Annotated in this window: 15 protein-coding genes and 1 pseudogene; 9 read left to right on the forward strand and 7 right to left on the reverse strand. The window is 68.3% G+C overall.

The features are described from left to right. Positions 1 to 28: 28 nt before the first annotated feature. The 7 genes from H6726_29805 to H6726_29835 form a co-directional block, all read right to left on the reverse strand. Entirely contained in the window at positions 29 to 826 is a 798-nt protein-coding gene (locus H6726_29805) for an ExeA family protein (protein MCB9661873.1), read from the reverse strand. Then, positions 826 to 2,199, reverse strand: coding sequence for a DDE-type integrase/transposase/recombinase (locus H6726_29810; protein ID MCB9661874.1), 1,374 nt, complete (start codon positions 2,197 to 2,199; stop codon positions 826 to 828). The genes H6726_29805 and H6726_29810 overlap by 1 nt, the downstream gene beginning before the upstream one ends. A 113-nt stretch (positions 2,200 to 2,312) precedes the next feature. Then, the gene (locus H6726_29815; protein ID MCB9661875.1) at positions 2,313 to 2,531 is read right to left on the reverse strand and encodes a hypothetical protein; all 219 of its coding nucleotides are present in this window, start codon (positions 2,529 to 2,531) and stop codon (positions 2,313 to 2,315) included. Positions 2,532 to 2,603: 72 nt separating this feature from the next. Next, a complete protein-coding gene (locus tag H6726_29820) occupies positions 2,604 to 4,430 on the reverse strand; it encodes an IS66 family transposase (protein ID MCB9661876.1) in 1,827 nt (608 codons plus the stop codon). Between the two features lie 82 nt (positions 4,431 to 4,512). Then, positions 4,513 to 4,869 (reverse strand): IS66 family insertion sequence element accessory protein TnpB, encoded by a 357-nt coding sequence (gene tnpB / locus H6726_29825; protein MCB9661877.1) that lies wholly within the window; start codon positions 4,867 to 4,869, stop codon positions 4,513 to 4,515. Then, complete coding sequence (locus tag H6726_29830; protein ID MCB9661878.1) at positions 4,866 to 5,219, reverse strand: hypothetical protein; 354 nt, start codon at positions 5,217 to 5,219, stop codon at positions 4,866 to 4,868. The genes tnpB and H6726_29830 overlap by 4 nt, the downstream gene beginning before the upstream one ends. Next, positions 5,200 to 5,421 carry a hypothetical protein gene (locus H6726_29835; GenBank protein ID MCB9661879.1) on the reverse strand — a complete coding sequence of 74 codons (222 nt, stop codon included), beginning with the start codon at positions 5,419 to 5,421 and terminating at the stop codon, positions 5,200 to 5,202. Before H6726_29835 ends, H6726_29830 begins: the two co-directional genes overlap by 20 nt. A 740-nt stretch (positions 5,422 to 6,161) precedes the next feature. Between H6726_29835 and H6726_29840 the strand changes: the two genes are divergently transcribed. The 9 genes and pseudogenes from H6726_29840 to H6726_29880 all read left to right on the forward strand — a co-directional run bounded on the left by H6726_29840 (position 6,162) and on the right by H6726_29880 (position 19,779). Further along, entirely contained in the window at positions 6,162 to 6,725 is a 564-nt protein-coding gene (locus tag H6726_29840; GenBank protein ID MCB9661880.1) for a hypothetical protein, read from the forward strand. Between the two features lie 331 nt (positions 6,726 to 7,056). Beyond that, a pseudogene (locus tag H6726_29845) lies at positions 7,057 to 7,173 on the forward strand (hypothetical protein). A 93-nt stretch (positions 7,174 to 7,266) separates the two neighbouring features. Beyond that, complete coding sequence (locus H6726_29850; protein MCB9661881.1) at positions 7,267 to 10,710, forward strand: RHS domain-containing protein; 3,444 nt, start codon at positions 7,267 to 7,269, stop codon at positions 10,708 to 10,710. Positions 10,711 to 10,750: 40 nt separating this feature from the next. Next, positions 10,751 to 11,545: a hypothetical protein gene (locus H6726_29855; GenBank protein MCB9661882.1), complete on the forward strand. Its 795-nt coding sequence runs from the start codon at positions 10,751 to 10,753 to the stop codon at positions 11,543 to 11,545. Then, positions 11,538 to 12,155: a pentapeptide repeat-containing protein gene (locus H6726_29860; protein ID MCB9661883.1), complete on the forward strand. Its 618-nt coding sequence runs from the start codon at positions 11,538 to 11,540 to the stop codon at positions 12,153 to 12,155. Before H6726_29855 ends, H6726_29860 begins: the two co-directional genes overlap by 8 nt. Before the next feature lie 607 nt (positions 12,156 to 12,762). Continuing rightward, entirely contained in the window at positions 12,763 to 13,500 is a 738-nt protein-coding gene (locus tag H6726_29865; GenBank protein MCB9661884.1) for a PAAR domain-containing protein, read from the forward strand. Then, positions 13,500 to 17,261 carry an HNH endonuclease gene (locus tag H6726_29870; protein MCB9661885.1) on the forward strand — a complete coding sequence of 1,254 codons (3,762 nt, stop codon included), beginning with the start codon at positions 13,500 to 13,502 and terminating at the stop codon, positions 17,259 to 17,261. The genes H6726_29865 and H6726_29870 overlap by 1 nt, the downstream gene beginning before the upstream one ends. 59 nt (positions 17,262 to 17,320) lie before the next feature. After that, on the forward strand, positions 17,321 to 18,112 hold the full coding sequence (locus H6726_29875) for an ankyrin repeat domain-containing protein (GenBank protein ID MCB9661886.1): 792 nt from the start codon (positions 17,321 to 17,323) through the stop codon (positions 18,110 to 18,112). A 446-nt stretch (positions 18,113 to 18,558) separates the two neighbouring features. Next, the gene (locus H6726_29880) at positions 18,559 to 19,779 is read left to right on the forward strand and encodes an HNH endonuclease (protein ID MCB9661887.1); all 1,221 of its coding nucleotides are present in this window, start codon (positions 18,559 to 18,561) and stop codon (positions 19,777 to 19,779) included. Positions 19,780 to 19,798: the final 19 nt, after the last annotated feature.

The raw sequence follows: 19,798 nt of genomic DNA on the forward strand, positions 1-19,798 counted from the left end.
CCGGCCTCTCGGCGTGTTGGTTGCGGTGCTACGCGAGTTCGTCGAGGGCGGCGTGCACGTGTTCGGTGGTGACGTTGCTGGCCTTGGCGACGGCGGCTGCGAGGAGTGCGTGGTGGGCGAGGAGGTTGGTGCGCCTGGGGAGCCCGCTGGTGGCCTGGTAGATGGCCTCGATGGCCGGGGCCTCGAAGACGGGGTGGTTGCAGCCGGCGAGGCGCAGATGGTGCTCGAAGTAGGCGGTGGTCTCGGCACGAGAGAGGCCACGCATGTGGGCGCGCACGACGATGCGTTGTGCGAGTGCATCGAGGGCGGCCATGTTCAGGCGTCTACGCAGCTCGGGGTGGCCCACGAGCTGGATGCAGAGGCGGTTGTCGGAGTCCATGGCGTAGTTGGTGAGCAAGCGCAGGTCCTCGAGGACGTCGGTGCGGAGGTGGTGCGCCTCGTCGACGATCAGCACCGGCCGCAGCCGGTTCTCGTGGCAGAGGCGCGACACCTCGTCACGGATGCTGCGGAAGAGACCGGCGCGGTTGCGTTCGGCGGTCAGCCCGAGCTCCCACGCGATGGTCTTGTAGAGGTCCATCACGTTGCCAGTGGTGAGGGTCACGTAGACCACGCGGTAGAGCCCGGTGTTCAGCGTGGACACGATCGACCTGCAGGAGGTGGTCTTCCCCGAGCCGCTCTCCCCTGTGACGAGGCCGATGCCACGCATGTCGAGCAGGTGCTTGATGCGCACGCTCACCTCGGAGAGCGCCTCGGACTCGAAGAGCTCGTCTTGCATGAGCCTCTTGTCGAAGGGGAGGCGCGTCATGGCGAAGTGTCGGCAGTACATCAGAAGAGCCTCGCGTCGTCGTCGTCCTCGAGGTCTCGCAGTGAGATTCCGACGGGCACCGGCTCGGGGGCCGGCCCCTGCACGATGGTCTCGCCGTGCGAGTTGTGGCGCTTCACGAAGCAGTTGGCGAGGGTGTCGAGCGGGCGCACGTGCTGGACGTGCTTGCCCTGGTAGAGCACCTCGACGGGACGCTCTTTGGGCTTGCGGGAGGCGTCGAAGCGAAGCGTGACGCTCTGACCGATGAGGGCTGCGTCGACCTCGTAGGCCACTCCATCGAGCGTCACCGTGCGGTCGCGCGCGACCTTGCGCTTCACGTCGATGCGGAAGCACTCGGCCGCGTTCGGTGGCGCCACGCGCACCCCCTGTGCGGTGGCGGACCAACGCGTGAGCGGCGTGTCCCCACCGAGGCCGCGATGCGGCGCGCGGTGGTACTCACCCTCGACCCAGCCCGCGAGACGTCGATTGAGCGTCTCGAGGGAGCGCAGGTCGTCGGGCTGGAGCATGGGCAGGAACTGGAGCCGGACGGTGCGGAACCAGCGCTCCATCTTGCCCTTGCCCTGGGGGGAGTAGGGGCGCGCGTGGATCAGGACGATACCCAGCTTCGCGCACGCCACCTGCAGTTGGTGCGAGCGGAAGGCGGAGCCGTTGTCGACGTAGAGGCGCTTGGGCAAGCCGCGCCTGAGGATGGCCTGCTCGAAGACCGGCAAGAACGCGGCGACACCCTCGGAGAGCTTGAACTCGGCGTGCGGGATCACGCGCGTGGCGTCGTCGATGAATGCGATGAGGTACGCCTTCTGCTTGCGGCCGTCGTGCGTCACGCGCGGGCCGTGCATGACGTCGCACATGAAGAGGTCGCCCGCTTCGCGGAAGGCGAAGCGTCGACGGTCCTTGGCCGTGGGCTCGTCAGTCGGCTTCTGCATCAGGCCGCGGCGCGCGAGGACGCGGTGCACGGTCGACGGTGGTAGCGGCAAGTCCGGAGAGACCTGCTCGGGATACTCCTCACGCACCGTCTTGATGAGCATCGGGATCGAGAGCTCCGGCCGGTCTTCCTTGGTCTCGCAGAGGAGGTCCACCACGGTCGCGGGGATGGAGCGCGAGCTGCCGATGTCGGCGCGCGGACGCGGCTTGAGCGCGTCGAAGCCACCACGTCGGTAGTCGCGCACCCAGCCACGGATGGTCTCCGTGGCGATGCGCTGACGCCTGGAGCCGGGGATCTCGTATTCGCGCTGGGCCTTCTCGACCATCATCGCGTGCAGGCCCGGCGTGCCGGCCGGCTGCTGCACGATCTCGGCGATCACGCCGTAGCGGAACACGGCGACGCGCTGTCGCAGCTCCTCGTGAACGGTGCTCTGAAAGGTACTTGGGGTCGTCATGAGTCAGTCCTGTCGTGTGCCGCACCGGTCCATCCGGGGGCGCGCACGAAGGTGCCGAGTTACTCGTCGGGCCGATGCCCACGGGTCGTGTGGGAGTCAGAACGCCGCGTCTCTCACCTCCTCCCCTGTGAGGCGAAACCGACTGGGGCGGGCAGCGCCTGCACGTGATCGATGGCCATCTCGCGCAACGTCCTCAGCGCGGACGTGGTCCCCAGTCGCGCCCGCATCGCCGCGACGGTCGGCGCCGTGCCATGCAGCACCGGCAGGAGCGTGCTCAGCGTCGTGAGCACCCGACGCACCCACGCCACGCGACGCACGAGTAACCGCTGCATAAACCCGCTCTCGTCGAGCGTGGAGGACCGCCTCACACTGGGCTCATGCTTCCGGCGACCAGCTCGACGCGCTCAGGCGCGGTCCTCCGCGGGCGACTCTTCGCCCGGGCGGCGCAGCGGAATCGGGTCGGGCACGGTGATCCATCCGACCTCGGCCGCGAGCTCGGCGGGATCCAGTCGGGCGCGCGTCTGGTTCCAGAAGAGCGGCGCGAGCTCGAGGTAGCGGTCCTCGGGCCAGCAGGGGAGGACGCGGATCAGGTCACGGATGTACTCGCGGGGGTTCAGGTGGTGGAGCTTGGCGGAGGCGATGAGCGTGAGGTGCGCCCCGGCGTTCTCGGCGTGCTTGGTGCTCCCGGCGAACAGGGCTGCGTCGCGGATGCGGACCACCTTCCGCAGCTCGCGTTCGCTCCAGTTGTTGTCGATGCGCAGCCGTCCGTCAGCGAGCACTGCACGGAGAGGACCCTCCTGACGGACGACGTACCCCAGCGCAGCGCGGGCGGGGCCGCGGCGCTTCTTCTCGCGCTCGTAGTGCTGCTTCGCGAAGTCGACGAACTCGTCGATCAAGGGCGCGAGGTGCTGCAGGCGCCGCGCCTTGACTGTGGACGGGGGAGGCTTGCCGGCACGGCAACGCCGCTCGACCTCGAAGATCTTGTGCAGGTACACAAGCCCCTCGCGCCCTATCGCCAGCTTTGCGAACGCGGCTTCGAAGAACTTTCTCCGCGCATGCGACCAACACCCCACCTCGGTGGGCAACTCGTCGTCGGGCGCGTCGGGATCCGCCGGGCGAAAGAGCGCGTTGTACACGCTACACGCGTCGGCCTGGATGTGACCGCCGTAGCCTTTGAACAGCGTGACGACGTCTTCGCTGCGCTGGCGCTCCGTGAAGTTGAACAGGATGTGGTCGCGGTCCGCGATGCGCACGAAGTAGTGGCCCTTGCGACAGGGCCGCCGTGGGCCGTCGTCGAGCTTGCCCGGCTGCACCGCGAAGCCCGTGGCGTCCGTGGCGATGCAGAAGGCGCTCTCCATCGCGTCCCGCTCCATGGCGGCGACGATGGTCTCGTTGAAGCGCGAGCCGAGCTGGTCGAGCCAGCGGCACATCGTGCCCCGGTCGATCGAGACGCTCTCGAAGAGCAGCTCTTGCTCCTGCCGGTAGAGCGGGAGGCCTTTGCTGAACTTGTCGGTGATGACCTCCGCCAGCATCGACGGCGCCGCGAGGCAGCGCGGCAGCAGCTCGGGCGGCATGTCCGCCGTGAACATCTCGGTGCGCCCGTTCTCGTCAGGGGACGTGGCGTAGGTCGTACGGAGGATCTCAACGTGGATGTACTCGGCAGGCTTGCGCCCAAGCTTGTGGCTGACCTCTGGCTCCGGCAGGCGACGGGCCAGCCCGGCCTCAACGAGCTTCTCCATGTGAGGATCCGTCAGCGACACAGTCTCCTTGCGCAGCCCCATCTCCTCTACCCGGCGACGCCCGGTCGACTTCGACCGGCGCTTCTTCTTCGCCTCCGGGTCGTTGCTGTCACCGCTCTCGTCGCTCGGGTCACCGTCGCTCTCGGACGGGTTGCCCATGACGCCCGCGAGCGCGTCCAGCTTCTGCGTCAGCGTCTCGAACTCGAGCTGCAGCTGCGTGGTGTCTGCACGCTCCGCGGACGCGATGAAGATCTTGCGCTTGAGTAGCTTCAGCTCCAGCTGCAGCTGCATGTACGCCTCGCGCAGCGCCTCATACTGCGCGGCCTGCTTGGCGATCTGCACCGCCGCGGCATCGAGCTTGGCCTCGCGCGCAGCAAGTGCCGCGTCGCGTGCGGCGAGTTCGGCGTTGCGCTCCGCGAGCGCGGCCACGAGCTTGTCCACGAGCTCGCCGCGCTCTCCGGTCAACGACTCGAGGTCTGCCTTCGTCGCCATCGCTGGGTCGACTCATAGGATCTAGGATCCCGCTTGTCCATAGCCAGATCCGAGATTCTTCACGCACGCGCACGCTATCGGATCAATGCACCGACGGAGTGGTGTTGCGCTTCGCACGCGCGCGCGGAGGAGGCAGCTCTATGCCGTCTAGCAGCACGTCCAGCTGGTCCTCGCTCAGCTCCACCACGCGTCCTTCGTCGATGGGCTCGGGGAGCTGGAAGCGTCCACGGTCGAGGCGCTTGTAGAAGATGCAAAGGCCCGTGCCGTCCGCGAAAATCGCCTTGAGGGCGGTGCGCCGACGGTTGAAGAAGATGAAGAGTCCACCGGTGCGCGGCGAGCGGCCGACGCGTTCCTGCACCTCGCCTGCAAGGGTGTCGAAGCTCTTGTGCAGGCTCACCGGGTCGAGCGCGACGAACACCTCGATATCGGCCGGGATCATCGCACCACCTCCGGGCGCTCGAGCACCGCGAGCACGCGCGACAGCGTCTCCTCGTCAAACCCGCGCTCCACCTCCACGCGCACCGCCCCAACCGACAGCCGCACCCCGGTGCCGCGCGTCACGGACGTGGCCGTCACCGTCGGCCGCGTCGGACGCACCAGAGCCATCCGAATCTCCGCGCCTGACTTCGCGATCTTTCGCGCCGCCTTCTTCTCGTCCTGCATCCGCGCCGACCACGACCAGAGCCTGTTCACGTTCAGGCCGTGCGCCGCGCAGTACGCACGCGCCGTGTCTCCGCTCGCTCGCCACGCACGCACGTGATCGGGCCATTCACCCTGGAGTCTCTTCATCCCCCGAGCGTGGGGCTCGCTCCGCATCTCGTGAAGAGCGGGTCCATGCAGCGGTTACACGCACGAGCCAGCGGAGCGCCGCGGGCAGCGTGACCGCGTCTTCGGCGTCGCCAGGGCGGAGCTCCTCGACGGCCTCCTCCCAAGTGCGAGCCCCCTCGGCCACCGCAGCAGCCTCCTCGATGTCGTCGAGGGTCCCGGTCACGCGGCAGGCCAGGAAGCTTGGCAGAAGGCTGATCGTGCCTCCGCGCGTCGCGCAGAGAAAGCGCGGGACCCGCATACCCGGAGGGCTCACCCGCCCATAGCTCCCGTGCCCGACCACGTTGCAGCCCGCCCCTGGGTGCAGGGGGCACTCCACCAAAACTGCGTGCTCCCAAGCGCGACCTGCTACGTATCCGGCGTCGGGTACTTCCCAAGGCTGTTGCATCCGACACGAGCCCGCGCGAGGACCAGTCGCGCGGGCTCATCCCTTTCGTGGCCCCCAGTCTCCCGCCCACCCACCGGAGACCGCGACTTTCTGACCGGCCCCCTCCCGGTCACGGCCAACATCTCACGCACTTCCACGGGGACGCACTGCGGGATGAACCTGACGGTGGATCACGAAACTACGTGGGCGCCCACACTCGGGCACAAATATCCTTCGATCGATAGCGCAGAACGACGCCGACTACTCTGCAACGTGTGCAGCGCGATGCGCGCGCCTGTCGACACTCGTGGGTGAGGAGGTCGACGCCACGCTCGCCGACGAGGGTATCGCGCTGCACGAGAGCGCCGTTGCCGAAGAGACCCGATGGCGTGCCTCCACGCTTGCTGCATTGGCGCAGGGACCACTGCCTTCACCCACAGTCGATCTGGATGACCCCGCGACGCTGCCAGGATGGTGAGATGCACTGAAGCAGTGCAAGACACCAGTGCGGCGGCGGAGCCTCAAGGAGTAACAGCGCGATGGATAGCATCCACGAGTTTCAACAGGCCCTTGCCGGCCTATCGGACAGAGCCCTAGCGGCGTTGATGTGCGCATCCGCGGAACGGCTGTTGCCTGTCTATGACGCCGCCGGAAGCGGAGACCCCGACGTACTCCGAGAGGCCGTTACAAAGGCCTGGCTGTGGGTTGACGGTGGCGCTCTCCCAGACGTGGAGGATTGCTACGGGACGCTCGATGAATACGCCGAGGCGCACTACTCAGATGGTGACGAGATTCTCGGAGGCATCTGCGCGAGCGTGTTGGCCGCCCTCGACGCCGTTCGTCGTCACGCCAGTGCTGAGGCTTGCCGCGATGCCGTTGCGCGAGGGTTGTTGGGAGCAGCCGAAGTTGCCAGACATGTGGATGCGGCCCTCGAGGACGCAGGCGATGAGCCCGTCGCGGAGGTTGAAGACGACTCGTGGCGCGCTGCCGCACTCGCACTGGTGCACGCGACCTCCGCCGAGCCGTGGGGACAGCGCCTAGCGGCCCTCCGCGGCGCGCCGCCGTGGGTGCAGACCTACTTGGGCGGGTGCATGGAGGCATGAACACCACCAACGTGATGCTCGTCGACACGGGGCGGTGGAGCCTGACGACGTGAACAATGCTGGGCGCCGAGCAGTTCCCGTGGTTCCCGTGAGCGGAACCGCTAGTCACCATCACCACACTCTCGGTCACTCAAGTGCGAACTCGGTCCGCACACGCGTCTCGCCCGCAACGACTACCCCGGTGACAACCGGCGCGATGGCAACCGCGCCCACCTTCGCGAGCGCGAAATCGACGAACGAAGGCGCCAAGACACACAGGCGCGCAACGACGCCCTCGTGCTCGCCGACGAGCTGACGGCGCAACCTTCGCGACCTCCGGGCGCGGGAGGAGTCGCCGCGTGGGACCACGCGCTACGACGCCGCGCACCGGCTGAGCGCTGTGACGCACGCGGACGGCCGGCAAGACGGTTTGTGCGCTGCGAGCAGGCGCGCATTGAGAACTGAATAGGGCGAGCGAACTGGGCTAAAGCGCGGGACGCTGGCGGCGCGTACACGCAGGCAGCTGCGACCAGGAGTCTGACCCTGCTCGAGGGAGCGGCTGGTGGGCGTCGTGGACTACGCGGAGCGCACGCTGCGCGTGGCGTGGGACCGCGAGGGGCTGCTGCGCTCTGTGGTGTGGCTGACGCCCGAGGGACAGCGGCAGCTGCTGGTGTACGAGTACGACCGCTACGGGTTCTTGCTGGGCGGCAAGGACGCTTACGGCAAGGCGTTTGCGTTCAGCTACGACGACGCCGGCTACATGACCCGCAAGGTCAACCGGCGCGGGCACGCCTTCGAGTACGCGTACGACGGCGCCGGGCGTTGCACGCGGGCGCGCGGCGAGCACGGCGAGGTGGCGCTGCTGCTGACGTACCTGCCCACGAAGCAGTGCACGCTGGTGACGCACGAAGAGAACGGCGCGCAGTGGTGGTACCGGTACGAGCCCACGGGGACGCTGCTGGAGATTGAAGACCCGTACGGCGGCATCCGGTCGTTCCAGCTCGACGAGCGCGGGCAGCCGGTCGCGGAAGTGGACGCGACCGGACAGGTGTACCCGTACGTGCGCGACGCGGCGGGTGCGGTGCTCGGCAAGCGCGACCCCACGGGGCACGTGCGCCCGCTGGACGCGGCTCCGCACGAAGTGGCTGCGGCGCTCGAGTACGAAGGCCCCGAGGTGGCGCTCGAGTGGGAGCACGGCCGGCTGGTGCCGTTGGGCTTCGACGTGCCGTGGTCGGGCTCGTTGCCGCCGCAGGTGCCGGCCGCGGCGCGGGCCGCGCTGGCGGGTGCGGAGGTGGCGGGGGTCGAGCGGGAAGATCGCGACGCGTTCGACACGCTGGTGCGCGTGGAGAAGTCGATGGGGGGCGAGGTGCTGCGGCGCACGTACCGCTACGACGGCACCGGGAACCTCGAGCGCTACACGGACTTCGACGGGGGCACGTGGGAGTACGTGTTCCGGGAGTGGACGGCGTGTGTCGAGGCGCACGACCCGCTGGGCGGGGTGACGCGCTTCGAGCGCAGCGGCTGGAACGACCTCTTGGCGGTGGTGGACCCCGGCGGCACCGAGAGCCGCTACGAGTACGACCTGAAGCGGCGGCTGGTGACGGTGTCGCGGCACGACAAGGTGCGCGAGCGCTACACGTACGACGCGGTGGACCGGCTGAGCGCGAAGCTGCGTGAGGACGGCACGCCGCTGGTGCAGTACACGCACGGCCCGGGCGCGTTGCTGCAGAAGCGCGCGACGTGCGACGGGCAGCAAGAGACGTTCGAGCACGACGCGCGGGGGTACAAGACGCTCGCCGCGAACGCCGCGGGCGAGTGCCGCTTCGAGCACACGGCGGCGGGTCGTCGCAAGGCGGACCTGCGCGACGACGAGGGCGTGCGTGTGCGCTTCGCGGGCGAGCGCGTGCTGGGCATCCAGACGCTGGGCGTGGGGGTGCAGTACCACTACCCGAGCGGCGACACCGTGCTGGTGGTGGACCCGACGGACCGGGTGCACCGCGTGCAGCGGCTGGGCGCGGGCATCGTGCAGCGGGACCTGGCGAGCGGCGTGACGGAGGTCTCGCAGCACGACGGGCGCGGGCACTGCCTGAGCAAGACGCGCTTCCGCGGTGGGGCGGACCGCGTGGAGCGCCCGTGGACGCGCCGCTTCTGGCGCTCGGGTGAAGGGGACCTCCGAGCGCGGGAGGATTCGCTGCGCGGGACCACGCGCTACGCGTACGACGCCGCGCACCGGCTCGCGACGGTCACGCACGCGGACGGACGGCAAGAGGCGTACACGCACGACGCGGCCGGCAACCTGCGCGCAAAGCCGGGCCTGCGCGACGCGCACGTGGGCGGGCGCGACGACGGGCTGGTGCAGCTGGACCGCGGCAACCGGCTGTACCGCGCGAACGGCGACCGGTTCGAGTACGACGAGCGGGACCACGTCCAGTCTCGGTCGGGAACGTGGGGCAAGCTGGTCTACGAGCACGACGCGCTCGACCGCTTGCGGCGCATCTCGTTCGCGGCGGCCGAAGCGGGCGAGGCCTACCCGCCGGGACACCCTGCGTACGGGCTGGAGATACACCGCTACGGCGCGCCTGAGACGGTGTGGGAAGCGGACTACGACGCGCTCGGCCGGCGCACCGAGGTGCGCGCCTATGGACGCGACGCGGACGGCGCGCGGGTGTGCGAGCGCAGCCGGTTCTGGTGGTACGGGGACAGGCTCGCAGCGGAGGAGGGTCCGGCGGGGTCACTGCGTGTGTATGTGTACATCGACGAGCGCGCGCTGGTGCCGTTCATGGCGGTGGACTACGCGTCGCGCGAAGAAGCCACCGAGCGCCCAGAGGATGGCGAGCGCTACTACTACTTCACCGACCACCGGGGCTGCCCCGAGCGCGTGGAGGACGACGATGGCGAGGTCGTGTGGGAAGCCACCGTGCATCCGTACGGCGAGTGCGAAGTGCACGTCGGCGCGGACTTCCACCAGCCGCTGCGCTTCCCCGGGCACTACCACGACGCGACCACGGGCCTGCACTGCAACCGGTTCCGATACTACTCGCCGGAGCTCGGTCGGTACCTCGAGAGCGACCCGGTCGGCATCCAGGGCGGGCTCAACCTGTACGGCTACTGCGCCGATGGGAACCCGCTGCGTGACGTGGATCTGCGCGGGCTCAACAAGCCCTGTCCTGGGAACTGCCCGCAGCAGACCCCGCCTGAGGAAGGCGCCGCGGCCGAGGGCACGGACCCACCACAGGCGGGCGGCGATGCGAGTGCGCCTCGTCGGACGGATGATGAAGCGCTCGGGTCGGACGACCACCTCACGCCAGAGCAGCGACGGCACTTCCGCCGTCGCATTATCGCTGCGCAAACCGCTGGCGACGCAGCCGGCGCCCGACAGGCGCGCTATGACCGCAACTGCACATCGCGTGACAATCGAGGAATGCCGCACCGTGACCCAGCCGCATGGCAAGCTGACGCCACCCGCGCACAAGCCAACCGTGACGGCTCTCGTGGACCCGAGCGAGATGGTCGCGAGGCGCTGGGGCGGCACTTGGGTGCGGAGATCGGCGACAACAACTCCGGTACAACCGACCGCACAGGCGGCACCCGTCCCGACGGTCTCGGACGCCGCCCCGATGGGACACCGATCATCCATGACCACAAGCACTCCCGCACCGACAACCCAAACAACCCGCAGGCCGTATCGAACACGCCTCAGATGGACGCTCAGCGCGGATTGGGGGGCGAGCATCACGTCACGCTCACCAGCGACCATCCCGACCTAGGTGGGACCCCACCTCGACCCCGCCCGACTGGCCCGCTGGCAAGCGGCGGCACCAACGTGCACTACGTGGAGACTGCTCCGCCGCCAGGTGGCGGCGATCCGATCCCGACGGTGACCCACTCATGGAGCGATGGTCGGGAAGGACGACCGCTTGGTTGGCAACCCGTCACGCACGGCACCGGCGCCAGCCGCGTTGAGTGGAACGCCGCCTCCCGCCAGTGGGTCCCTGCACCCGAATGACGCTCACCATCTTTCACTTCCGACTCAACCCAACGCACTCATGACCATTGCGCAAATCATCCTTCAGGGGCCACCCGTCCTCCGAGACCCCAACACCCTCACTACGCTGCTCCAGTGCCTAGCCGACGCAGGGTGGGAGCCGACGAAGTGGTCCGCGACGGAGCGCGGCGGCGTGCCCTACGTGTTGGACGACGCTGTTGCGAGGATGCGAGCTGGCGCCTACTCTCTCTACTTCAAACGGAACCGCGCCCCCAAGTGGGATGGATACTTCAACACTTCAGGACCTACATCTATCCTCGTCCTGGAGCCCGCCTCGGTCCCTCTCGGCCGCATGACCGAACACTGGGCTCTTGGAGACGCGCTGGCCAACATCCTCACCCCTGACTTCGGCGATGTGGCCGCGCTCCCCTGGGACCCGGTTCCGTTTCCCACGACGGTCGAGGAATACACCGACCCTGACTCAGCCGCGCTGAGACTCATGCGGGGCTGCGCTGGCGGCTTCTTTCAAGGAGGCATCATTGCGCTCTCCACGCGCACGTACTTCGGGCCAAACTACATCGCGCAGTTTGGACGTGAGTTCTTGCTTGAAACGCCGGCGATCGTGACGGAGCTTCCCTGGGGCGGCATCCGCATCGACCTGCATGAGCGGCCCTGGGAAGCGACCCAGCAGGAGCTTCTCGCGGTTTACCACCCCGCGATGACACACCTCCGGCGCTCGCCAGTGGTTACGACGTTCAAGGCACGAACACGGGCAGATGGAACACTCGCAGTCGACGTGAAGAAGGGCCCCGCCTTCAAGATGGTGGACTACCGAAAGCCGGCCCCGCATGTCTGACGCCTCCTTGGTTCCGGACCCGGCTGCGGTCGCGCTGCTGAACCCTGCAGTGGGCGCGGACAATCCCGTGGAGGAGCTCTCTTTCGCGGACGCGCAGCTGCCGATGTCAGCGCTGCCGCGCCTCAACCTCCGCTACTCGGGTGGCAGCGGGGTCGACTTCCGCGGCTCGGACCTGACCGAGAGCCAGTTCTGCGAGTGTGGCTTCCCGGCGAGCGACTTTCGCTGGGCCGTGCTCGACTTCGCGTGGGCGTTCGACACCTCGTTCGCCGAGTCCAAGTTCGACGAGGTCGAAGCCGCCGGTCTAGAACTCGTCAGCTGCGACCTACGCGGCTCCTCGTGGACCGCAGCACAGCTCGCTGGTGCACGTTGGCGCTGGTCCCTGGCTGACACCTACCCCCACGTCGAGCGCGCCGACTTCACGGGCGCCGACTTCACCAAGGCCGAGCTCACCGGCGGGCGCTTCGGGGGGGCATCGTTCAAGGACGTCACCTTTGTGGACGCGACCCTCGTCGACTGCGACTTCCGCGGCGCGTGCATAGATGGTGCGTGCTTCGACGGTGCGACCCTCCAAGAGGTGAAGTTCGACCCAGGTCGAGGGCCCACCAGCTAGCGGACTTCACGCTCCAGCGAGCGCATGGCATGCGATCCCGCAGCAGCGTTGACAACCGAAGCGGACTGCGACCTCCCCCGCTCCAACAGCCCAGATGCGTGCACAGGAAGAATCAAGGGGTTCCTGATCCGGCGAGCGGTGTGGACCGCGACGGATCAACCGTAGACCGCCCCCTCTCGAGGTCGTGCGGCCAGGTCCGTCGCAGCCTCCGCAGCTGGCACGAGCCTGGTTGAACTGAACGCGCTCGGCACATGCTCGAGGACGAGCGTCGCGTGGTGGACGAACTGGAGAGGACCACCCACGACGAGGATGTCGACCAGGGTCTGGTTCAGGACCACGCGCGCTGACGGTCCCCGAGGTCGCGCGCCCGACGACGCAGGCCGACGCCAACATCAACATGCTGGTGGCCAGCCTGAACACGAGCACGGCGGCCGTGGTGACGCCGCCCAACCCCGAGCACGGGGCGCTCGGCGTGGCGCAGTCCGTGTTGGGCGGGGTGCTGGGGTTGGTGGGCGCCCCCTTCGACCTCATGGACACCGGCATCGCGATGGCCGCCAACGCGGTGTTCGGCAACGGCGTGGCGCTGCCTGCGCTGACGCTGGGCGCCATGCACGTGGGCAGCATGCACGGGCACCTGCACCCGCCCAGCCTGATCCCACCTGCGCCCATGGTGCCCCTGCCCAGCCTCGGCGTCGCGCAGCTGGCCTCCTGCGCGTCCGTGCTGATCGGCGGCATGCCCGCCATCCGGGCCGGGGACATGGGCGTGGCGCTCACGTGCGTCTCGCTCGCGCCGGTGTTCGAGATCGGGACGGGCTCCAGCAACGTGTTCATCGGAGGCGCCCGGGCGGGTCGCGCGATGGACCTCACGCTGCACTGCAACCCGATGGGCGGGGGCGCGTTCATGATCGGCATGGCCGTCGCAGGCGCCGCGCTCGGCGTGCTGGGGGCCGCGACCTCCGCGATGGACTCGTCCGCGTCGAGCGACGCCGAGGCAGCTGCGTCGGCCGCCGGAGACGCCGCCGCGGCGGAGGCTGCCGGCGCGGCCGCGGCAGGGCAGGCGCTGGGGGCGGCGACCAGCGCAGCCCAAGCGGCGCTGGACGTGGCGGCGCTCGCGTTGATGCTGATGTGCGGCAAGGACCCGGGCGTCGGCCCTGGCATCGGCATGATGGTCCCGCTGCAGGCGAACGTCCTGATCGGCGGGGTACCCATCCCCAACTCGCTGGACATGGCCAAGGACCTGTTCAAGGCGGCGCGGCGCCTCGCTCGCGCGGCTCGGGGGCGCGTGCGTCGTCGAGCAGGACACGGGGAAGACGCCACCACTCACGGGCACTGCGACACCTGCTGATGTCTGCGCCTTCCAACAAGCCAGGCTGCGCGTCGTTGGGACCAAGCTGGGTCGGCGACCCGGTCGACGTCATCACCGGCGAGATGCGCGACGAGGCCACGGAGTTCCGTCTCCGAGGCCCTGTACCGTTCGCGTGGGTGCGCCACCTCAGCACGGCGTGGGTGCTCGAACAGCGCCAGAACGGATGGGGGCACCGCCACGCCTTCGACCGCTGCCTGCGCTTCGACCTCGACGGCGTGCGCTACGAGCGACCCGACGGCCCGACCGTCGAGTTCCACGTGCTTTCGCAGGTTGGTGCGCGGGATGCTCGGCAGGGCCACGTGCTGGAGCGCGTGGGCGAGGACCTGTACCAGGTCCGCAAGGTTGGCGAGCCCATCTACGAGCTACGACGGGCGTTCGGGCGCAAGCGCCGCGAGGCCAAGCTCGTCCGCATGGTCGACGGGCTGCACGAAGCGCACTTCGACTACGACGGGCAGGAACGACTGGTGGGCGTCGTGGACTACGCACACCGCACGCTGCGGGTGGAGTACACGCGGGAGGGGCTGCTGCGGGCCATCGTGTGGCTGCGTCCGGAGGGGCAGGTCACGTGCGTGGAGTACGAGTACGACCGCCATGGGTTCCTGCTCGGGGGGCGGGACGCCTACGGGAAGGCCTTCCGCTACGACTACGACGATGCGGGTCGCGTGGTCCGGAAGGTGAACCGACGCGGAGTCGCGTTCGAGTACGTGTACGACGACGCGGGGCGCTGTGTCAGGGCGCGAGGCGAGCACGGGGAAGTCGGGATCACGCTCGCGTACCGTCCAGAGGCGCGGGAGACCACGGTCACCCACGAGTCGACGGACGCACAGTGGATGTACCGCTACGAGCCCGAAGGGACGCTGCGGGAGATCGAGGCGCCGGACGGTGGCATTCACACGTTCGTCCTCGCGGATGATGGGCACGTCGTCGCCGAAGTGGACGCCTCTGGGCAGGTCTGGCCCTACGCCCGAGACGGCGCAGGGCGTGCCTACGGCAAGCGAGATGGCTACGGGTACCTGCGCCCGCTGGACGCGGAGCCGCACCGCGTGGCGCCGGCCCTCGCGCACCGAATGGCCGAGACTGCGTTGGGGTGGGAACATGGTGGACTCGAAGCGCCAGGCTTCGAGGTGCCGTGGGCTACGTCGCTGCCGCCTCAGCTTCCGCTCGAGGCACGGCAGGCGCTGGTGGGCGCCGAGCACACCGGTGTGGAGCGGGAGGTGCGGGACGACTTCGACACGCTCGTGCGCGTCGAGAAGTCGATGTCGGGGCAGGAGGTGCGGCGGACGTATCGCTACGACGGCACCGGCAACACCGAGCGCTTCACGGACTTCGACGGGGGCACTTGGCAGTACGTCTACCGGGAGTGGACACAGCACGTCGAGGAGGTGGACCCACTCGGCGGAGTGACGCAGCTGGAGCACACCCCGTGGGACCGGCTGACGCGGGTGGTGGACCCCGGGGGCACGGAGAGCGCGTACACCTATGACGCGCAGCACCGTCTGGCCGAGGTGCATCGGCATGGGCGGATGCGTGAGCGCTACGTCTACGACCCCATAGGACGGCTGATCGAGAAGCAGGGCCCAGAGGGCAGCGCGCTGGTGCGCTACAAGCGCGGCCCGGGCAGCGTGCTGATGAAGCGCGAAGGCCACGACGGCACGTGCGAGGTGTTCGAGCGGGACGCGCATGGGCGCAAGACCAGCGCCACCAACGCGCAGGCCGCGTGCACGTTTGCGCACACCTACGGGGGACTGCGCACGGCGGACCTGCGCGCCGACGAAGGCGTGCGCACGCGCTTCCTGGGGCGCGAGGCGCTCGAGGTAGAGACGCTCGGGGTGCGCGTGCGCTACCTGCGGCCGCAGGCGGACACGCTGCTGGTGGTGGACCCGACGGACCGCGTGCACCGCGTGCAGCGGCTGGGCGCGGGGATTGTGCGGCGGGAGCTGGCGAGCGGGACCACCGAGGTATCGCAGCACGACGGGCGCGGACGCTGCTGGGGCAAGACGAGCTACTGGGACTCGGGGAGCAAGCGGCCGTGGACGCGCAAGTTCTGGCGGTCGGGCGAGGGCGACCTGCTGGCGCGCGAAGACTCGCTGCGGGGGACATCGCGCTACACCTACGACGCCGCCCACCGGCTGACCAGCGTCACCGACGCCGACGGGCGACAGGGCGAGTACGCTCACGATGCCGCCGGCAACCTGCGCAAGAAGCCGGGCCTGGCCGACGCGCATGTGGGCGGGCGGGACGACGGGCTGGTGCAGGTGGACCGTGGCAACCGGCTCTACCGCGCGAACGGCGACCGCTTTGACTACGACACGCGTGACCACGTGCGTGCGCGGCACGGCGCGTGGGGCAAGCTCGGCTACGAACACGACGCGCTCGACCGCCTGCGACGCATCACGTTTGCGGCGGCTGAAGCGGGCGAGACGTACCCACCCGGGCACCCGGCCTACGGCCTGGAGCTGCACCGCTACGGAGCGCCCGAGACCGTCTGGGAGGCGGACTACGACCCCCTCGGCAGGCGCACCGAGACACGCGTCTACGGCGCTCCCGACGCTACAGGCGAGCGCGCCTGCGCCCGCTCCCGCTTCTGGTGGGACCGGGACCGGCTCGCCGCCGAAGAGGGCCCGGACGGCGCGCTGCGCGTGTACGTGTACGCCGACGTCGAAGCGCTGGTGCCCTTCATGTGGGTGGACTACGCGTCACGCGAAGAAGCCAGCGAGCGCCCTCAGGACGGCGAGCGCTACTATGTCTTCACCGATCACCGCGGCTGCCCCGAGCGCGTGGAGGACGACGGCGGCGAGGTGGTGTGGGAGGCCACCATCCACCCCTACGGCGAGTGCGAAGTGCACGTCGGCGCGGACTTCCACCAGCCCCTGCGCTTTCCTGGGCACTATCACGACGCTGCCACCGGCCTGCACTACAACCGCTTTCGGTACTACTCGCCCGAGCTCGGCCGCTACCTCGAGAGCGACCCCGTTGGCGTCGCCGGTGGGCTCAACCTCTACGGCTACTGCTGCGACAGCAACCCGCTGCGCGACGTCGACCTCCGCGGGCTGACCCAGAACTGCCCGCGCCGGCGCGGTGAGGACGGTGCCTCCGAGGAAGGTGCAGACGCCGAGCAGGCCACCAACGCAGATGGGGATGCAACGCAACCGTCACCAGAGCCGACCCCTGCGAGACCCCGAAGACCAACGGAACGCGAGCGCCACGCAGACACTCGTGATCGGCAAGGACGGGCATTTGACGACCTCTCGACTCAAGAACAATCTGACCGGCGGGCGGCTCACCGCGCCTACACAGATGGACTCCCCACGATAAACGGTCGAAGAGCCCGCTCACCCTCCGTGTTTGATATGAACTGGGACCCTACAACTCGCCGCTACCACCTACCCGAAGACACCTCCGCTGGGCGTCAGGCCCGAGAACGAGGAAGAGACCACGTCCAGTACGATGATCAGGGGAACCCTAACCTTGCACCGTTCAACCATCCAGACCTTGGAGGGGAACCAGTCCCGTTCTCCGGATTTTCGTCAGACCGCGACGCAAACATGCGCGGATTTCGGGACGGCGCACGAGAGGATCTTGGAGACGGGTGGCCTCCACATCCAAGAAACGCGTCTGGCACAGCCCCACAGGGGTGGACGTGGCATGAAACCCGGAATGGCGATGGATACTTGGTACCGACCGACCTACACGACGCCGTCCCGCACACCGGCGGTGTCTCCGCCGCACAGGAGATCTAGCCATGCGAATTGCTGACCTTATCGAGTTGAGCACTGCTCCTGCAAGCGAAGGAGAGATCATGAAGTTCGAGAGCGAGTACGCTACAAAACTTCCAGAATCCGTGACCAATGCCCTTCGCCGCACCAATGGTGGACCGTTCCTACCCGGCGCAGTGCTTCGGGTTCCCGACGGAAGTGTCTCTGGGTCCCTCTATATGCTGCCGATTGAGCAATTTGGCGCTACAACCAAGTCGCTCGTAGGGCTCGTGAGTGGCACATCCGTGTGGGCCCGTGACGGAAGCGGTAACGCGATCGTTTTTGTTGACGAGGACCATTTCTTCTGGGACCACAATACCGACGAGATGATCCCGCTGGGCATTGGGGAAGACGGCTTTGTGTCGTCGATGGAAGTGCGGAAGGTACAACAAGATCCGCGGCGTCAGTCTCTGGAGGACGCACTCACGAGCGGTCGTCATCTCATCGAACTCGTTCAAGATGGCACCGCTGGCGATATCGACAAGGCGGTGAGTTTCGCAATCTACCACGGCTACAGCGATCATGTACGTGAGGTGGTGGAGCGCGGCATTGCGCTATCACTGGAGCGCGCACTGCATCACGCATCACGTGCCGGTGAAGTTGGTCTGATCGAGTACCTCGTTGGTGCAGGGGCAGACATTGATGGACGACTTCGAGCGAATACGCCCCTCATGTCGGCTGCTAGCGCCAACCAGCTCGAGAGTGCGCGACTGCTGGTGAGGTTGGGAGCCAACCTTTCGATCGTGTCGAGCCAAGGAGATACCGCAGCGAGGATTGCTCGCGTCACTGGCAACACGAAGTTGGCCGAATTCCTCGAAGGTGCCGGCGGCGCGTAAGCGTGCGGGCCCGCGAGCTCGCGCAGACCGTGCAGAACTTGATGGACACCTGGTCCCGAGAGTGTCGCGACGCTGAAGGCTTGGAGCGAGCGCTCGCGTTCGTCCAGTCCGCCTGCGCGCGAGCAGCGAACCTGCAGAAGGGGGGTGCTGTTCTTCGCGCTCTGACGCGCGCGTGTCGGCCTGCGTGCCCCCTTTGACAACTGAAGAGGCCTGACGCTTCTGCGACGACGGGCGTCCAGTCGCGTTCGGGAACGTGGAGCAAGCTGGTCTACGAGCACGACGCGCTCGACCGCTTGCGGCGCATCTCGTTTGCGGCGGCTGAAGCGGGCGAGACGTACCCGCCCGGACACCCGGCCTACGGGCTGGAGCTGCACCGCTACAGCGCGCCCGAGGCCGTGTGGGAGGCGGACTAGGATCCCCTCGGGCGCCGCAACGAGACGCGCGTCGTGGGCCGTGGGGAGCACGCCGGGCGCGTGGAGCGCTCGCGCTTCTGGTGGGACCGCGACCGCCTGGCCGCCGAGGAGGGCCCGTCGGGTGCGCTGCGGGTCTACGTGTACGAAGACCCTCACGCCCTGGTGCCCTTCATGTGGGTGGACTACGCGTCCCGCGACGACGCGCGAGACCACCCGGGCGAGGGCGAGCGCTACTACGTGTTCACGGACCACCGCGGCTGCCCCGAGCGCGTGGAGGACGACGGCGGCGAGGTGGTCTGGGAGGCCACGATCCACCCCTACGGCGAGTGCGAAGTGCACGTCGGCGCGGACTTCCACCAGCCCCTCCGCTTCCCAGGTCACTACTACGACGACGCCACCGGGCTGCACTACAACCGCTTCCGCTACTACTCCCCCGAGCTCGGTCGGTATCTCGAGAGCGACCCCGTCGGCATCGCCGGTGGGCTCAACCTCTACGGCTATTGCTGCGACAGCAACCCGCTGCGTGACGTCGACCTCCGTGGGCTGACCAAGCGCTGCCCACGCCGGCGCAGTGAGGACGGTGCCGCTGAGGAAGGTGCAGACGCCGAGCGGGCGGCGATGGAGGACGCCTTCCGCCAGATGGACCTGAGCGACCCCGACGACCGCGCAACGGCGCGCATGAACCTCGAGGAGCACGGCATCGACCCCGAGGGGATTCTCACACCAGCCCGCAACCTCGACCCGAACTGCGTCGCTCAGCTCAACGATCCCTCCCGCAGACCCGTCGTTACCCGGCGTACGGACGGCGCTTTGGTCGCAACTATCAGCCACGGCCCGAGGGCCGGTGAGACCACCACGGTCATCCGCGGCCACGATGCGGGAACCACGCGGGACGGTGTCACGCGTGATGACAACGGATTCGTCGTCTTGAACAGCCGCTTCGACACTGTGCTGGACGACTCTCATCTGGGCTCTGGGAACGCGCAGAACCGAGGCGGTCACTTCGAGGCCGCAAACCAGAACCTCGCGAACGCCCTTCGCGCCGACCCTGGCCTCGCCGACCGAATCGGTCTATCAGAAGCTCAAGCCGCCCACTTCCTCAGAGAGCCTACACCAACTGACCTCCCATCAGACATGACGTGGCATCACCACCAGGACGCTGGCCGAATGCAACTCGTCTCGAGAGCCGAACACCGCGCGGCGTGTCCGCACAGCGGTGGCATGTCAATCTGGGGCGGAGGCTATGACAATTAGACTAACGGAGAGACATACC

Source organism: Sandaracinaceae bacterium, assembly GCA_020633055.1.
GTDB lineage: Bacteria > Myxococcota_A > Polyangia > Polyangiales > Houyiibacteriaceae > JADJJE01.

Bases quoted from the DNA above. Each gene is read 5' to 3' on its own strand.
- H6726_29805 (MCB9661873.1), bottom strand. From the start codon at position 826: ATGTACTGCCGACACTTCGCCATGACGCGCCTCCCCTTCGACAAGAGG.
- H6726_29810 (MCB9661874.1), bottom strand. From the start codon at position 2,199: ATGACGACCCCAAGTACCTTTCAGAGCACCGTTCACGAGGAGCTGCGA.
- H6726_29815 (MCB9661875.1), bottom strand. From the start codon at position 2,531: ATGCAGCGGTTACTCGTGCGTCGCGTGGCGTGGGTGCGTCGGGTGCTC.
- H6726_29820 (MCB9661876.1), bottom strand. From the start codon at position 4,430: ATGGCGACGAAGGCAGACCTCGAGTCGTTGACCGGAGAGCGCGGCGAG.
- tnpB (MCB9661877.1), bottom strand. From the start codon at position 4,869: ATGATCCCGGCCGATATCGAGGTGTTCGTCGCGCTCGACCCGGTGAGC.
- H6726_29830 (MCB9661878.1), bottom strand. From the start codon at position 5,219: ATGAAGAGACTCCAGGGTGAATGGCCCGATCACGTGCGTGCGTGGCGA.
- H6726_29840 (MCB9661880.1), top strand. From the start codon at position 6,162: ATGGATAGCATCCACGAGTTTCAACAGGCCCTTGCCGGCCTATCGGAC.
- H6726_29855 (MCB9661882.1), top strand. From the start codon at position 10,751: ATGACCATTGCGCAAATCATCCTTCAGGGGCCACCCGTCCTCCGAGAC.
- H6726_29860 (MCB9661883.1), top strand. From the start codon at position 11,538: ATGTCTGACGCCTCCTTGGTTCCGGACCCGGCTGCGGTCGCGCTGCTG.
- H6726_29865 (MCB9661884.1), top strand. From the start codon at position 12,763: ATGCACGTGGGCAGCATGCACGGGCACCTGCACCCGCCCAGCCTGATC.
- H6726_29870 (MCB9661885.1), top strand. From the start codon at position 13,500: ATGTCTGCGCCTTCCAACAAGCCAGGCTGCGCGTCGTTGGGACCAAGC.
- H6726_29875 (MCB9661886.1), top strand. From the start codon at position 17,321: ATGAAGTTCGAGAGCGAGTACGCTACAAAACTTCCAGAATCCGTGACC.